This window comes from Gordonia sp. NPDC057258 (assembly GCF_042668985.1).
In the GTDB taxonomy this organism is placed as follows: Bacteria; Actinomycetota; Actinomycetes; order Mycobacteriales; family Mycobacteriaceae; genus Gordonia; species Gordonia hongkongensis.
Genome location: NZ_JBHUXZ010000018.1, coordinates 20,575 through 34,660 on the forward strand (window position 1 = coordinate 20,575; position 14,086 = coordinate 34,660).

General features: G+C 65.8%; 17 protein-coding genes. 15 read left to right on the top strand and 2 right to left on the bottom strand.

The features are described 5' to 3' along the window. Positions 1-17: 17 nt before the first annotated feature. The 11 genes from rplB (at position 18) to ACFUEJ_RS14450 (ending at position 8,135) form a co-directional block, all read left to right on the top strand. Positions 18-854 (top strand): 50S ribosomal protein L2, encoded by an 837-nt coding sequence (gene rplB, locus ACFUEJ_RS14400; protein WP_004020552.1) that lies wholly within the window; start codon positions 18-20, stop codon positions 852-854. A 17-nt stretch (positions 855-871) separates the two neighbouring features. Then, complete coding sequence (rpsS, locus tag ACFUEJ_RS14405) at positions 872-1,153, top strand: 30S ribosomal protein S19 (RefSeq protein ID WP_004020551.1); 282 nt, start codon at positions 872-874, stop codon at positions 1,151-1,153. Further along, on the top strand, positions 1,153-1,563 hold the full coding sequence (rplV, locus tag ACFUEJ_RS14410) for a 50S ribosomal protein L22 (protein ID WP_004020550.1): 411 nt from the start codon (positions 1,153-1,155) through the stop codon (positions 1,561-1,563). Before rpsS ends, rplV begins: the two co-directional genes overlap by 1 nt. Before the next feature lie 2 nt (positions 1,564-1,565). Then, on the top strand, positions 1,566-2,372 hold the full coding sequence (gene rpsC, locus ACFUEJ_RS14415) for a 30S ribosomal protein S3 (protein WP_004020549.1): 807 nt from the start codon (positions 1,566-1,568) through the stop codon (positions 2,370-2,372). Between the two features lie 3 nt (positions 2,373-2,375). Beyond that, the gene (gene rplP, locus ACFUEJ_RS14420; protein ID WP_004020548.1) at positions 2,376-2,792 is read left to right on the top strand and encodes a 50S ribosomal protein L16; all 417 of its coding nucleotides are present in this window, start codon (positions 2,376-2,378) and stop codon (positions 2,790-2,792) included. Next, positions 2,792-3,025 (top strand): 50S ribosomal protein L29, encoded by a 234-nt coding sequence (rpmC, locus tag ACFUEJ_RS14425; protein WP_004020547.1) that lies wholly within the window; start codon positions 2,792-2,794, stop codon positions 3,023-3,025. The genes rplP and rpmC overlap by 1 nt, the downstream gene beginning before the upstream one ends. After that, the gene (gene rpsQ / locus ACFUEJ_RS14430) at positions 3,022-3,312 is read left to right on the top strand and encodes a 30S ribosomal protein S17 (RefSeq protein WP_058252339.1); all 291 of its coding nucleotides are present in this window, start codon (positions 3,022-3,024) and stop codon (positions 3,310-3,312) included. The genes rpmC and rpsQ overlap by 4 nt, the downstream gene beginning before the upstream one ends. A 123-nt stretch (positions 3,313-3,435) precedes the next feature. Then, positions 3,436-4,725 carry a sensor histidine kinase gene (locus ACFUEJ_RS14435; RefSeq protein ID WP_159371354.1) on the top strand — a complete coding sequence of 430 codons (1,290 nt, stop codon included), beginning with the start codon at positions 3,436-3,438 and terminating at the stop codon, positions 4,723-4,725. Then, positions 4,722-5,825 carry a hypothetical protein gene (locus tag ACFUEJ_RS14440; protein WP_388030114.1) on the top strand — a complete coding sequence of 368 codons (1,104 nt, stop codon included), beginning with the start codon at positions 4,722-4,724 and terminating at the stop codon, positions 5,823-5,825. The genes ACFUEJ_RS14435 and ACFUEJ_RS14440 overlap by 4 nt, the downstream gene beginning before the upstream one ends. Beyond that, entirely contained in the window at positions 5,809-7,038 is a 1,230-nt protein-coding gene (locus tag ACFUEJ_RS14445) for a sensor histidine kinase (protein ID WP_374614195.1), read from the top strand. The genes ACFUEJ_RS14440 and ACFUEJ_RS14445 overlap by 17 nt, the downstream gene beginning before the upstream one ends. Further along, positions 7,035-8,135, top strand: a complete 1,101-nt coding sequence (locus ACFUEJ_RS14450; RefSeq protein WP_388030118.1) for a hypothetical protein — start codon at positions 7,035-7,037, stop codon at positions 8,133-8,135. Before ACFUEJ_RS14445 ends, ACFUEJ_RS14450 begins: the two co-directional genes overlap by 4 nt. Positions 8,136-8,159: 24 nt before the next feature. On the opposite strand, the gene ACFUEJ_RS14455 is transcribed toward ACFUEJ_RS14450, so the two are convergent. Together ACFUEJ_RS14455 and ACFUEJ_RS14460 are read right to left on the bottom strand one after the other, a co-directional pair. Further along, entirely contained in the window at positions 8,160-8,531 is a 372-nt protein-coding gene (locus ACFUEJ_RS14455) for a GNAT family N-acetyltransferase (RefSeq protein ID WP_006360243.1), read from the bottom strand. After that, the gene (locus ACFUEJ_RS14460; protein ID WP_065631405.1) at positions 8,528-9,025 is read right to left on the bottom strand and encodes a phosphoribosyltransferase; all 498 of its coding nucleotides are present in this window, start codon (positions 9,023-9,025) and stop codon (positions 8,528-8,530) included. Before ACFUEJ_RS14460 ends, ACFUEJ_RS14455 begins: the two co-directional genes overlap by 4 nt. A gap of 411 nt (positions 9,026-9,436) precedes the next feature. On the opposite strand from ACFUEJ_RS14460, the gene ACFUEJ_RS14465 reads away from it, so the two are divergent. The 4 genes from ACFUEJ_RS14465 (at position 9,437) to ACFUEJ_RS14480 (ending at position 13,857) form a co-directional block, all read left to right on the top strand. Continuing rightward, entirely contained in the window at positions 9,437-10,348 is a 912-nt protein-coding gene (locus ACFUEJ_RS14465; protein ID WP_388030121.1) for a glycosyltransferase, read from the top strand. Between the two features lie 295 nt (positions 10,349-10,643). Then, the gene (locus tag ACFUEJ_RS14470; protein ID WP_311277080.1) at positions 10,644-12,167 is read left to right on the top strand and encodes an ATP-binding cassette domain-containing protein; all 1,524 of its coding nucleotides are present in this window, start codon (positions 10,644-10,646) and stop codon (positions 12,165-12,167) included. Then, positions 12,164-12,994, top strand: coding sequence for an ABC transporter permease (locus ACFUEJ_RS14475; RefSeq protein ID WP_388030125.1), 831 nt, complete (start codon positions 12,164-12,166; stop codon positions 12,992-12,994). Before ACFUEJ_RS14470 ends, ACFUEJ_RS14475 begins: the two co-directional genes overlap by 4 nt. A gap of 29 nt (positions 12,995-13,023) precedes the next feature. Next, entirely contained in the window at positions 13,024-13,857 is an 834-nt protein-coding gene (locus ACFUEJ_RS14480) for an ABC transporter permease (RefSeq protein WP_388030147.1), read from the top strand. Positions 13,858-14,086: the final 229 nt, after the last annotated feature.

Genomic DNA, 14,086 nt, shown 5'->3' on the forward strand with positions numbered 1-14,086 from the left:
AGAAGGACTAGAGACTCATGGCTATTCGTAAGTACAAGCCGACGACCCCGGGTCGTCGTGGGGCCAGCGGCTCCGACTTCGCCGAGGTCACCCGTGACCACCCGGAGAAGTCGCTGGTGCGTCCGCTGCACGGGCGTGGTGGCCGAAACGCTCACGGCCGTATCACCACTCGTCACAAGGGTGGCGGCCACAAGCGCGCCTACCGTCTGATCGACTTCCGTCGCAACGACAAGGACGGCATCAACGCCAAGGTCGCTCACATCGAGTACGACCCGAACCGCACCGCGCGGATCGCGTTGCTGCACTACGTCGACGGCGAGAAGCGCTACATCATCGCGCCCAAGGGCCTGAAGCAGGGCGACGTCGTCGAGAGCGGTTCGACCGCCGACATCAAGCCCGGCAACAACCTGCCGCTGCGCAACATCCCGACCGGTACCCAGGTCCACGCCGTGGAGCTGCGTCCGGGTGGCGGCGCGAAGATGGCCCGCAGCGCGGGATCGTCGATCCAGCTGCTGGGCAAGGAAGGCACCTACGCCACCCTGCGTATGCCCTCCGGCGAGATCCGTCGCGTCGACGTGCGCTGCCGCGCCACCGTCGGCGAGGTGGGCAACGCCGAGCAGAGCAACATCAACTGGGGCAAGGCCGGCCGTATGCGCTGGAAGGGCAAGCGCCCGACCGTCCGTGGTGTCGTCATGAACCCGGTCGACCACCCGCACGGTGGTGGTGAGGGCAAGACCTCCGGTGGTCGCCACCCGGTCAGCCCGTGGGGCAAGCCCGAGGGCCGTACCCGCAAGAACAAGGCCAGCGACAAGCTGATCGTCCGCCGCCGTCGTACCGGCAAGAACAAGCGATAACAGGAGGAGGTAAGAGAATGCCACGCAGCCTCAAGAAGGGCCCGTTCGTCGACGACCACCTCCTGAAGAAGGTGGATGTCCAGAACGAGAAGGGCACCAAGCAGGTCATCAAGACCTGGTCCCGTCGTTCGACCATCATTCCCGACTTCATCGGTCACACCTTTGCCGTCCACGACGGCCGCAAGCACGTGCCGGTGTTCATCTCGGATTCGATGGTCGGGCACAAGCTGGGCGAGTTCGCCCCCACCCGTACCTTCAAGGGTCACATCAAGGATGACCGGAAAGCGAAGCGCCGGTAATGACTACGCAGACCGATAATCCGACAGCAAAGGCGACCGCCAAGTTCGTGCGCGTCACGCCGATGAAGGCGCGTCGTGTCCTGGACCTGGTCCGCGGCAAGAACGTGGACGAGGCGCTCGACATCCTGCGGTTCGCACCGCAGTCGGCGTCCGAGCCCGTGTACAAGGTCCTGGCGAGTGCCGTGGCCAACGCGGAGAACAACCTGGATCTGGATCGCCGGACCCTGGTCGTCGCCACCGCGTTCGCCGACGAGGGCCCGACCCTCAAGCGCTTCCAGCCGCGCGCGCAGGGTCGTGCGTTCCGTATCCGCAAGCGCACCAGCCACATCACCGTGGTCGTGGAGAGCCTGCCGGAGAAGGCAGCCGGCGGCCGTGGCCGTTCGCGTCAGCCGAAGAAGAAGGGAGCCTAGTAGTGGGCCAGAAAATCAACCCGCACGGCTTCCGTCTGGGCATCACCACCGACTGGAAGTCGCGGTGGTACGCCGACAAGCAGTACGCGGACTACGTCAAAGAGGATGTCGCCATCCGCAAGCTCCTCTCCACGGGGCTCGAGCGGGCCGGCATCGCCAAGGTGGAGATCGAGCGCACCCGTGACCGGGTTCGCGTCGACATCCACACCGCGCGTCCGGGCATCGTCATCGGTCGCCGCGGCGCCGAGGCCGATCGCATCCGCGGCGACCTGGAGAAGCTGACCGGTAAGCAGGTCCAGCTGAACATCCTCGAGGTCAAGAACGCCGAGTCCGAGGCCCAGCTGGTGGCCCAGGGCGTCGCCGAGCAGCTGAGCAACCGTGTGGCGTTCCGCCGCGCGATGCGCAAGGCGATCCAGTCGGCGATGCGTCAGCCGAACGTGAAGGGCATCCGGGTCCAGTGCTCGGGTCGTCTGGGCGGCGCTGAGATGAGCCGCAGCGAGTTCTACCGCGAGGGTCGCGTGCCGCTGCACACGCTGCGCGCCGACATCGACTACGGACTCTACGAAGCCAAGACCACCTTCGGCCGGATCGGCGTGAAGGTGTGGATCTACAAGGGCGACATCGTCGGTGGACGTCGTGAGCTGGCCGCGGCCGCTCCGGCAGCCGAGGATCGCCGTCCGCGCCGGCCCAGCCGGCCCCGGCGTAGCGGTGCCTCGGGCACCACTGCGACGAGCACCGACGCCGCTCGCGCGGCCGAAGCCGCTCCCGCCGAGGCCACCGCTGGTGCGGCTGAGAAGCAGGAGGGCTAGGCCATGTTGATCCCACGTCGGGTCAAGCACCGCAAGCAGCACCACCCCAGCCTCAAGGGGCAGGCCAAGGGCGGCACCAAGGTGACGTTCGGCGATTACGGCATCCAGGCTCTGGAAGGCGCGTACATCACCAACCGTCAGATCGAGTCCGCTCGTATCGCGATCAACCGGCACATCAAGCGTGGCGGCAAGGTCTGGATCAACATCTTCCCGGACCGCCCGCTGACCAAGAAGCCGGCCGAGACCCGCATGGGTTCGGGTAAGGGTTCGCCCGAGTGGTGGGTCGCCCCGGTCAAGCCGGGTCGCGTGCTGTTCGAGATGACCTACCCGAATGAGGAGATCGCTCGCGAGGCCCTGCGTCGCGCGCAGCACAAGCTCCCCATCAAGACCAGGATCGTGACCAGAGAGGAGCAGTTCTGATGGCACTCGGAGTTGCTGCGAACGAGCTTCGTGAGCTCAACGACGCTGATCTGGTCGATCGCCTGAAAGAGTCGAAGGAAGAACTGTTCAACCTTCGGTTCCAGATGGCCACCGGCCAGCTCGACAACAACCGTCGCCTGCGGACCGTGCGTCGCGAGATCGCGCGTATCTACACCGTGATGCGCGAACGGGAGCTGGGCCTGGCGTCCGGACCGGATGGTGATGACGCATGAGTGAGGACCAGAAGGTGACCGAAACCCAGACCGAGGTGCGCGCACGCCGCAAGGAGCGCATCGGCTACGTGGTCAGCGACAAGATGCAGAAGACCATCGTGGTCGAGCTGGAAGATCGTAAGAGCCACCCGCTCTACGGCAAGATCATCCGGACCACGAGCAAGGTCAAGGCCCACGACGAGAACGGCGATGCCGGCGTCGGTGACCGCGTGCGGATCATGGAGACCCGCCCGCTGTCGGCGACCAAGCACTGGCGTCTCGTCGAGGTGCTGGAGAAGGCCAAGTAAGCCCTCTCCCAACGAGTTCTACCGTCACCGGCCCGTTCCCCACAGGGAGCGGGCCGGTTTCGTCGTATTTGGTCTCAACAGGGGATTGACCGGTCGAGCCGGACGGTGTGAGGCTGAGACGCGATGCCCACCACCGATCTCGCGAGCGGCGACACCCCCGCACGACCCGCGTGGGTGCGGCGCGCATTCGAATCGGATTCGGCGGAGCCGGATCTGGACCGCGTCCGCCGGGTGGGCGCCCGCTTCCTGGGCCTGGGTTTCATCGGTTACCCCGTGGTCTCCGCGGCGTCGATCCTCGCCTCGGCGCCGCTGACCGACGCCTGGTGGCCACCGCTGAGCATCCTGCTGTCGGTCGGACCAGGAATCCTGGTGATCGCGGCGACCTTTCGACCGGGCACGGCGTGGCTCACCCCGCTCGCCCTGACGACCTGGGCCGGGTACATCCTCGGCCTGGGTCTGTGGTTCGTGGCCTGGAACGGGACGACCCTGACGAATCCCGACGACTCGGCGCAGTGGATGGTCGCCTTCTGCGGTATGCCGAGCATGGTGCTGATGCTCGTGCGGCCGCGTCTCGCAGTGGCGGGTCTGCTCGTGTCGTCGACCCTCGCGCACATCTCCCAGCAGCTCGGCCGATTCGGTGAGGTGACTTCCGATGCGCCCGTGGAGATCCTGTGGTCGCTGGTGTTCACCGGTGTCTTCCTCGCGGTCGTGCTGGTCGCGACCCGCACCGGCCGAGAGCTCGACGAGACGCGTGAGGAGACCTACCGCACCGCGGCCAACGTGGCCGCGGCGTCGGCCCGCGAGGTGGAGAAAGAGCGGTTCGACGCCATCGTGCACGACCGGGTCATCGCCTCACTCCTGGCCGTCCGGCCGGGGCGTCCCGACGAGCGGCTCGCCGCCCAGGCCGCGTCGGCCCTCGACGAACTCGCCCGGGTGCCGGGACCCGGGGATGCGGACACCGTGACGGATGTCGAGGTGGTCCGGCGCATCAGGCTGGCCGCCGCCGACATCTCCGAACGATTCGACGTGGAGGTCGTGGGTGGCCAGAACGCCGATGACCAGGACCCCGGTGACCAGGACGCCGTGGAGGTTCGGCGTGCCGAGCCGGCCTCGTATCCCGTCGAGGTCCTCGATGCGGTCGTCGAGGCGATGTCGGAGTCGTTGCGGAACGTGCTGCGCCACGCCGGGGACGATGCCGAATGCGCCGTCATCGTGCAGTTGGCATCCGACGCCCTGAGCATGGCGGTCGTCGACGACGGCGTCGGGTTCGATCCGGAGTCGGTGGCGGTCGGCCGGCTGGGAATCGCGGTGAGCATCCGCGGTCGTCTCGCGAGGCTGCCCGGTGGCCACGCGCGGGTGCACAGTCGCGCCGGGCGGGGGACCACGGTTCAGATCCGATGGGAGCGGCCGTGAGACGAGAGTGTTCTCGCGGCGTCGACGACGCCGAACGCGGCGAGGTCGTCAATGCGTTCGGCATCGGGTCGCGGCCCCTGTGGCTGATGATGGGCGCGTTCGCATGCGGCTACTTCGCCGTGACGCTCTATGCCGACTCGTCCATCACCGGGTGGTGGCAGTGGACCGGGGTGTTCGCCGGTTTCGTGTTGTTCGTCGTGGCCGGGATGACGATCCTCGATTCGCCCGGTGATCCGCTGCCCGGATCGACGACCTCCGTCATCGCCGCGATGACCGTCTCGGCCGTGGCCGTGACGCTGTTCTCGTTGCCGTCGCCGCCGTCGCACGTGATGCAGACCGGGCCGCCGATGGGGGCCTCGGTGATCATCCTGGCCTTCGTCGCGGTGCGCGGTCGTCCCCTGGCGGCGTGGCTCGCGAGCGGTTGCATCAGCGTCATCGCGGGCGTGTGGGGCGCCGTCTCGACCGCGGGAGCGGTCTGGGGACTGTCGATCACCCTGCCGGGATACGCGATCATGATCATGGGGTCGCTGTTCTCCGTCATGCTGCGCCCGATGGCCCGCAACATCTACGAACTACGCGAGGCCAACGAACGCCAGGCGGCGCTCGACGCCGCCGCCGCTGCGGCCACCGAGGTGCGGGACCGACGTCTCGCCGCTCTCGACGAACGCGCACGCCCCGTCCTCACACGCATGGCGCGCCGCGAGACCCTCACCGCCGACGAGGTGGCCACGGCCCGGCTGCTCGAGGCGCAATTACGCGACGGCATCCGTGCCTCCGGGCTCGACCTCCCGATGGTCCGGGACGCGGCGTGGCGGGCGCGTCAGCGGGGTGTGCGCGTCGTTCTGCTCGACGACGGCGGGCTGGCCGCGCTCGACGACGCGCACGCGGCCGTGGCGCGCGAACGGCTGGCGAACGCGGTCGCCGAGCTGCTGGACGAAGTCGGTGACGGGCGCGTGACGGTACGCATCCAGCCCCCGGGGCGCGACGTGCTCGCGTCGGTCGGAGTGGACGCGAGCCACGTCTCTCACCGGGTCGAGTTCCACCCCCGTGTGCTGGTCCGCACCGAAATCGGGCGCGAGGCACGTGCTGAGAACGTCTAGCGCTCGGACGGTCGACGACGGCGCTGCCACCGACGCGGAACCCATCGAGACCAACGCCGATCTGGTACGCGCACAACAGTATGCGGCTCGCTTCGTCGGAGCGGGCGTGATCGCCTACTCCGCGGCGATGCTGCCGGTTCTGATCGGTTCGGCCTCGCTGACGGCTTCGTGGTGGCCGCCGCTCAGCGCAGCACTCATCGTCGGACCCGCGATCGCACTGCTCGTCGGTAGTTTCCGTCCGACGACGGGATGGATACTGTCGGCGGGCATCTGCAGCGCCGCCGGTTACCTCCTGGCGACGGCATTGTGGTTCGTCGCATGGAACCCCGACACCGCGGGCGGGTACGGACGGTGGCCGGTGTGGCTGGTGCAGTTTCCCGGCGTCCCCGGGCTCGCGTTGGTGATCGCGCTCCGGTTCGGCTCGGCGATCGGCTATCTCGTGGTGGCGACGGCGATGGTGCACACCGCCAATCAGCTGGCCGTGTTCGGTGGTGTCCGGGCGACGATGTACACGAGTACCGCCCTGACCATCGGGCTGACGGGGGTGTTCATGGCGGTGGGGATTGTGACGATGCGAACCGCTCAGAAGCTGGGGGAGACGCGCTCCACCGCGGTGCGGGCGGCGGAGGTGACCGCGTCGGCGGTCGCACGGGAAGCCGAACGCTCCCGCTATGACGCGTTGATACACGATCATGTGATCGCCTGCCTCCTCGCGCTGCGGCCGTCGACCCAGGACCAGCGGGTGGCCGAGCAGGCCCGACAGGCTCTCGGCGAGATCGACGCCTGGCGTCGCGGCGACCGCGATGTGGGCGGTGACGTCGTCCCGACAGAGTTGCTCCGGAAAGTCCGGCTGACGACCGCACAGATCGACGACGACGTGGAATTCACCGTCCACGTCGTCGACAACGGCCAGACCTATCCAGCGACGGTCGTCGAGGCCGTGCTGGCCGGTCTGTCGGAGGCGATGCGGAACAGCGTGCGCCATGCCGGGGACCACGCGGAGCGGGTCGTCGGTGGTGAACTCGCGGCCGACGCGCTCTGGGTGGGCGTCGCCGACGACGGAGTGGGGTTCGACCCCGGACATCTCGACTCGTCGCGCTTCGGCATCGACGCCGGACTCATCGGTCGAATGCGCGCGATCGGCGGCGACGCGGAGGTGCGCAGCGCTCCCGGCCGCGGGACGGTGGTGAGGCTCTCATGGTCGCCGAGATGAGCGGCGCAGGCATCCAGGCGTCCGCCGCAACTGCTTGCGCGGCCGCCGGGACCGGCGGTCAGGACGACGACCTCTTCGGGTTTCGATCCCGCGCAGTGCTTGTCGCGCTCGTCGGATTCGCGGTCGCGTACGTGACAGTGACCGTCGGAACCGGCCTGCACATCACCTCACCCCGTCGATGGGCAGGCTTGATCGTGGCATTCGGGCTGCTGGTGGTCACGGCACGACGGGTGGTGCGACTCCCGGACGGCCGATGTGATCGACGGTCGGCCGTTGCGGCCGCCGTCGCGGTGCTCGCCGCGACCGGGATTTCGTGGTGGTCGCTGCCCGCCGAGCAGTACATGACGCTGCAGAACGGCCCGGCGACCGCAGGAGGAATCGTGGTGCTGACGCTCGTCGCGGTGCGTGGGCAGCCGGGAATCGCGTGGGCCGGCGCAGTGGCGATGAGCGTGCTGTGCGGGCTGTGGGGTCTCGACCGGGGCATCGGCTTCGTTCCCGGCGTGACGATCACCGTGTGGGCATACCCGGTTCTCGTCCTGTCGGCGCTGTTCCTGCTCATCCTCCGGCCGATGGCCGATCAGAATGCCGAACTGCGGGCCCGGTCCCTCCGGGAGGCGTTCGACGCAGCATCGACGGAGGCGGCCGCCGACGAGCGCCGGCGCAATTTCGAGGACTTCGAGCAGCGTGCGCGCCCGGTCCTGGAGCGCATCGCCGCGGACGACGAGTTCTCGTCGTCGGAGATCGCCGAGATGCATCTGCTCGAGTCCCAGCTCCGCGACGGCATCCGGGCACCCGACTGGGACACGCCCGCGATCCGGGATGCGGTGTGGGCGGCGCGAGCCCGCGGGGCGGTGGTGATCCTGCTCGACGACGGGGCGCTGCAATCGCTCGATGAAGAAGACCGCGCTTCGTCACGCGATCGGATGGCGCGCCTGTTGCTCGATGAGTTGGCTGCCGACAACGAGCGGGTGACAGCCCGGATCATGCCGCCGGGCCGACCGGTGGCGGCGTCCGTGGTCGTCTCGTCGCGAGACTGCACGCGTCGGATCGAGATGACCGCAGAGGGCGAGGTGGTGCGGAGCGTCTCGGGCACGTGAGGACGAGATTCAGACCAGTCCGGATCAGGAGCGCAACCACTCGAGGACGGCCGGCGTCACCGGAGCGGTCGCGTCGGCATATTCCGGGTGTTTCTTCAGGAACGAAGCCACCAGCGGGCACACGCCTACGATCGTGAGGTTGCGTGCGCGGGCGTCTTCGAGGGCTTCGCACACCAGGATCGTCGCGAGACCGCGTCCGCCGAACGCCGGGTCGACCTCGGTGTGGAAGAACACCCGCTCGGTCGTCGGAGCGTCGTCGGTCCCGGAGACCCGGTCGCGGTACTCGGCGAAGCCGGCCAGTGCGTCACCACCGGGCGCGTCGACGTGGATGTCGTAGCGGCGTGCGGCGGGGTTGTCGCGGACCGTGGTCTCGGCGCCGGTCTTGTCCGCGGTCATCGCTGCACCGCCACGATCGGGCCGTGCACGGACCAGGGGAAGTCGATCCACTTGTCGGTCGTCCGCCAGCTGTAGTCGGGGATCGTGATGGTGTGCGGCTTCTTGTAGAGCACGGCGTTGCGGACCTCGGCGACCCGTCCCTGCTCCTGGCAGAAATCGTTGACCAGTTTGAGGGTCTTGCCGGTGTCGGCCACGTCGTCGACGACGAGCACCCGCTGGTCGGTCAGACCGCTCGACTCCAGGAGCGAGGGCAGCATCACCGGTTCGGACAGTGTCTCGCCGACGCCGGTGTAGAACTCGACGTTCAACGAGATCATCAGCTTGCAGTCCAAGGCGTAGGCGAGGGCACCGGCCGGGATCAGGCCGCCGCGGGCGATGCCGAGGATGATGTCCGGGACGAACGCATCGGCGGCCACCTGCTCGGCGAGTTCGCGGCAGGCGATGCCGTTGAGCTCCCAAGTGAGCACCTCGCGCTCGGGAGATGGAGTGGTCATGGGAGACACTCTTCCAGAGCGGGCGCGGCGGTGAGCAATTGAAGCAGACGTCGACGATAGTGAAGGTTCGTCGCTCGCTGTGAGGACGACGCAAGCACGTCATTTGACCGGAGAGTGGCAACTCTGTCATGCAACCCCGGGGATCGTCAATTGGCCGGTCAGTCTCGTTGGGCCGGCGACCACATCTACGGGCGCGTTCTATCACTCGTATGTGCGTGTACATCAGGCAGTGGTGGATTCGCTTAGGCCGCACCCAGAACATCAATGTTCGGGTAGCCTCGCAGCAGCTGAAAGCTCGACACTTGCCGTACCGACCTCCGCAACTGACTTACGCGGAGACGGCAGTCGCGGGCTGGGTGGCTGAGGTTCACGTATCTTGCGGCGCGGATCTCTTGCGTAGTCGTGTAGTGAATGCCTACGACGGATGTCGACCCACCGGAGGATGGTTTGAGCACCTTGTCAGTCGTTGTTCCAGCGTTCAATGAGGACCTGAGGATTCGAGGATGTCTGGATCGTTTGGTGAACCAAACCAGACAGATCGACGAGATCATCGTCGTGGACAACGGGTCAACGGATGCGACTCCATCAATAGTCGATGAGTTCGCCGAGAAGTATTCGAATGTGACGCGCCTCGTGGAGCCGGAGCCTGGTGTCATTCACGCCCGGCGCAGCGGGTTCGACGCCGCTACTTCAACTCTGATTGCCAAGACCGATGCAGATTCCCGAATCCGAGAAGACTGGGCAGAACGGGTGGTGGCGTTTTTCGATTCCGATCTCGGCCGCGAGTTCTCGGGCCTCACCGGTCTTGTGCTCTGCTGGGACGCACCCGCACGAGGATTTCAGCGCAAACTCTTGACGTGGAACCTCGGTCAGCTGAAGCGTGGCGGTGAGATCGGTAGCCTCAACGGAATCAACTACGTGATTCGCCGGGAAGCCTGGTACGAGGTACGTGACTCACTACAGACTAACCCGGACAGTTGGGAGGACTTGGATCTAGGACTTGCCCTGTCGGAGAACAACCGGAAGATGTACTTCGATCCCGACGTCCACGTTGACACGTCGTGCCGGCAACTACGGCACTCGCCGTGGGCCAACCGTGTGTACATCAGCGGCGGGGTGCGCACCGCCGAGCGCAGGGGCAACGAGGCTGCGGTAAAAGCTCTAAGGTTCGAACGTCCTTTCCGATTCGTTGCGTTCACGGTCATGTGGCTCATGTTCCGGCCCTGGGATCCGCAGAAGAGTAATTGGCGCCCCCACCGATTGTTGACGCCGTTACCTCGTGAACGTGCGTTGGTCACCGAGGCGCGGGCTCGCCCAGAGTAGGCGAGGCTAGTCGTCGGTAACTCGTCGCGCTGTCACGGCGTCGGTGTGTAGTCACGGTCACGACCGGCGTTCCAGGGGGTCTTCGCAGTAGCTCAAGGTCTCGTGACAATCGTGGGCTCCAGCCCGAGGATCGCCAAGACAGGCCGGGTCAGATTCGCGTGCGGGTTTGATTCGTGCGTAAGTTTGTTGCCGGGGGACACAACGCTCTAGGTAAAATCGCCGTCGTTGGATCGGTTACCACCGCCCAGTGCGTTGACAGTCCCGGCAGTTTCGTTCCCGACGCGTAGAGGTGGACATGTCCGAGGCCAGCGGTCAGCGACCTACAGATGCCTCTTATGCGCCGCGCCATCAACGGCCGGACTCGTCAGTGCCGTCGCCGGAGGATCCGTTCGTCATGCCGGACCCGGTGGAGGAGCAGCTACGACTGTGGCGTACCGAACGGTCAGCCTCCGGCAATACTACGGCCAACGGTCTCGACGCGGCCGAGCACGAACTGGGCCCAGGTGACCCCGAGACGAGAGTCGTGGACTCGATCTCGCGCGATGCGGAATACGCAGCCGGTCGATGGCCAAACGGTCCCAGCGGTGCAGAGCCGTTGAAGATACGTCGGCCGACGGCGGTTCCTGGCCGACGTGCGCCACGGGCGTCTGCTCCAAAGATCGAGCAGGATGACGCCGCCGGTTTAGACGGGTCGGGGGACCTCGGCCAGCTAGACGAGCGAGTAGTGCCTGATAAAACGTTGTCCACGTCTCGGCCTTCGACAGTCCACGTCGCGACAGCTCCCGCTAACACAGGGTCAGCCGCCGGGATAGCGTATTCGCCGACTCCGTCGAGGACGTCCGAGAAGCAAGCCCTAGCGGGCAGTGCTGTAGCCATCGAAGTCCGGAATCTGCACAAGCGATTCAAGGACATGGTCGCAGTCGAGGATGTTAGTTTCACGGTCCCCGCGGGGAGCATCGTTGCATTGCTCGGACCAAACGGGGCCGGAAAGACGACCACTGTCAACATGCTGTGCACTCTGCTGAAGCCCGACAGCGGAACGGCGACTGTCAGCGGTCACGACATCGTCCGTGACGCTTCAGCTGTCCGCAAGTCGATCATGCTCACCGGTCAGTTCGCCGCGCTCGACGAGTCCCTTACCGGTCGGGAGAACCTTGTTTTGTTCGGTCGGCTTCTTGGCCTCGACAAAACCGCTGCGCGCGGGCGAGCGGATGAGTTGCTCGATGTCTTCTCGCTTACAGATGTCGGTGGCAAGCGTGTTCGGGAGTACTCGGGCGGAATGCGGCGCCGGATCGATATCGCCTGTGGATTGGTCACTGCCCCCAAGATCGTCTTTCTCGATGAGCCCACTACTGGTCTCGATCCACGCAGCAGGCAAGAAGTGTGGGCCCTCGTCGAGAAGTTACGCGACTCCGGCGTCACCATTCTTCTGACCACCCAGTACCTTGAGGAAGCCGACGTTCTGTCCGACAACATCGTCGTTATCGACAAAGGCCGGGTCATTGCGGAGGGCACCTCGGACCAGTTGAAGGCGTCGACAGGTCCTGCATATTGCGAAGTTACCCCGGCCGATCCGACCGAGCTCTCCCGACTGCGGACGGCCCTCGCCGACCTGATCGGTGACCACCCGGCCAGCTCGGATGAGCATCTTGTCGCAGTGCCTGCCCCGGACGGCCCCGAAACCTTGGTCGAGGTCATCCGACGCACCAGCGCGGCCGGCATTCGGTTGTACGACGTCGCGATGCGCAGGCCCTCACTCGACGAGGTGTTCCTCGCCCTCACTGACCCGCGGCGAGACCGAAGGGCCGTAGAAACGTGACAGTTTCTGACGTTCTGAGATCGCGGGCAACGACGTCGGGGTCCGCAACTGTGTTGATCGAGCCCCGCGAACGGCCGCTTCAACAGTGGTGGGCACTGGTCGGTCGAGGTATCTCCCAGGTAATTCGAGGTGGCGAGGCCATCTTCGCCTTCATCTCGCCGGCGATGCTGGCGATCTGCTTCTATCTACCGCTGCGAAGCATCGTTGAGGTCGCGCCGGGGGTCAACTATGGCCAGTTTCTGATGCCGATCATCCTATTGCAATCAGTGAATTTTTGTGCATCGTCAGCGGCGATGCGGTCGGCCTTCGATGGCGTCCAGGGTATTAACACTCGGTTTCGAGTGATGCCTATGTCGCCGCTGGTGCCGATGCTTGCGCGCACTACGACGAACGCATTTCTTCTCACGATCTCGCTGATTTGTGCCGCAACGGCTTGTTTGCTCATCGACTGGAGGCCCGGTGGGGGTTTCTGGGGCACCGTCGGGCTATTCGGCTTGGCCGGGCTCGTTGGGGCTTTGTTCTCTTGGGTGGCCGACGGCCTCGGGCTCGTGGCCGGCAGTCCGGAGGCGACGAGTCAGGCTCTGGCGCTCCCGACGCTGATTCTTGGGATGATGTCCACCGGTTTCGTGCCACTGTCACAATTCCCGGAGTGGATCCAGCCGTTCGTGCGTAACCAGCCAATTTCGCAGTTCGCCGATGCGATGCGCGCCTTCGACACCGGTACCGCCACCTGGGCGTTGTTACGACCGTCGTTGTTGTGGTGCCTCGGATTGGCGGCGACTGCGCTCGTTCTACTGGCGATCAGCGTTCGGAGGACTCGCAGATGACTGTTGGCGATCCCGTATCAGATGCAAAGATGCAGGCGCGGCGCAGTCACTATCTGGCTACTCAACCCACCAGTGTGCCGCCTGAATCCTCTCTACAGGCTCTGTGGCGCCAAAGCCTTCCGCTTGCAGGCCGGCAGATAGTGGTGTTCGTGCGGGACGTACCCACCCTCGTACAATCTCTTTTGTTCCCCGCGCTCAGCATGCTGATGTTCAAAGTGGTGCTGGGAGATGCAATCGGTTCAGCCACGGGCCAGAACAGCGCATTCGGTACCGTGCCGCTCGTCATCCTCGTGGGCGCGATGTTTGGCTCTATCGCTTCGGCGACGCGGCTGAACCACGAGCGATTGACCGGGCTTTTGGCGCGGCTCTATGTGCTGCCGATCCATCGCGCTGCCGACTTGTCGTCACGGGTCATCGCGGAGCTCGTGAGGATTCTGGTCACCACGGTCATCCTCCTGGCGGCCGGGCACCTGATTGGCTTTCGATTCACTCAGGGTCTGGGATCAGCGCTCGGAATCGTGCTTGTGGCGTTGGCCTACGGTGCCGCATTTGCCACTCTCACCCTTGCACTGGCCGTGAGTGCGCGCCCTGGAGCCCCGATCGTGCCCTACTTGGGGCTTGTCTCGAGTCTTTTGATGTTCTTCAATTCGGGTTTCGCTCCGGTAAGCGCCTATCCCACCTGGCTGCAGCCAGTGGTCGAGAATCAGCCCATGTCACCTGCCATAGAGGCGATGAGAGCGCTGGCGGCGGGCGGGCCACTCACCGAAGATCTCCTGAAAGTCGCGGTTTGGACCGTAGTGCTTCTGGTCATTTCCATTTATCCGGCTCTCCGCGGTTATCGGAAAGCCGCGAGGGATCGATGATCACGAACCGATCCCATACCGTCGAGGTAACGAATGACACCCGTTATGGCCCCAATCCGGTCCATGCCGATCGTGTCATCGCCCTCCGGCGGCGCATCGGCACTGGTCAGCGGGTCGCGTGCGACGAACTACCGCTGGCCGGGGCCGCCACCTCGAGGCGCGCGGACACGCCGACGGGCGTAACAAGGAAGGCGGGTACGGCGATGGCATTCTCAGAGGCTGGCCCCGC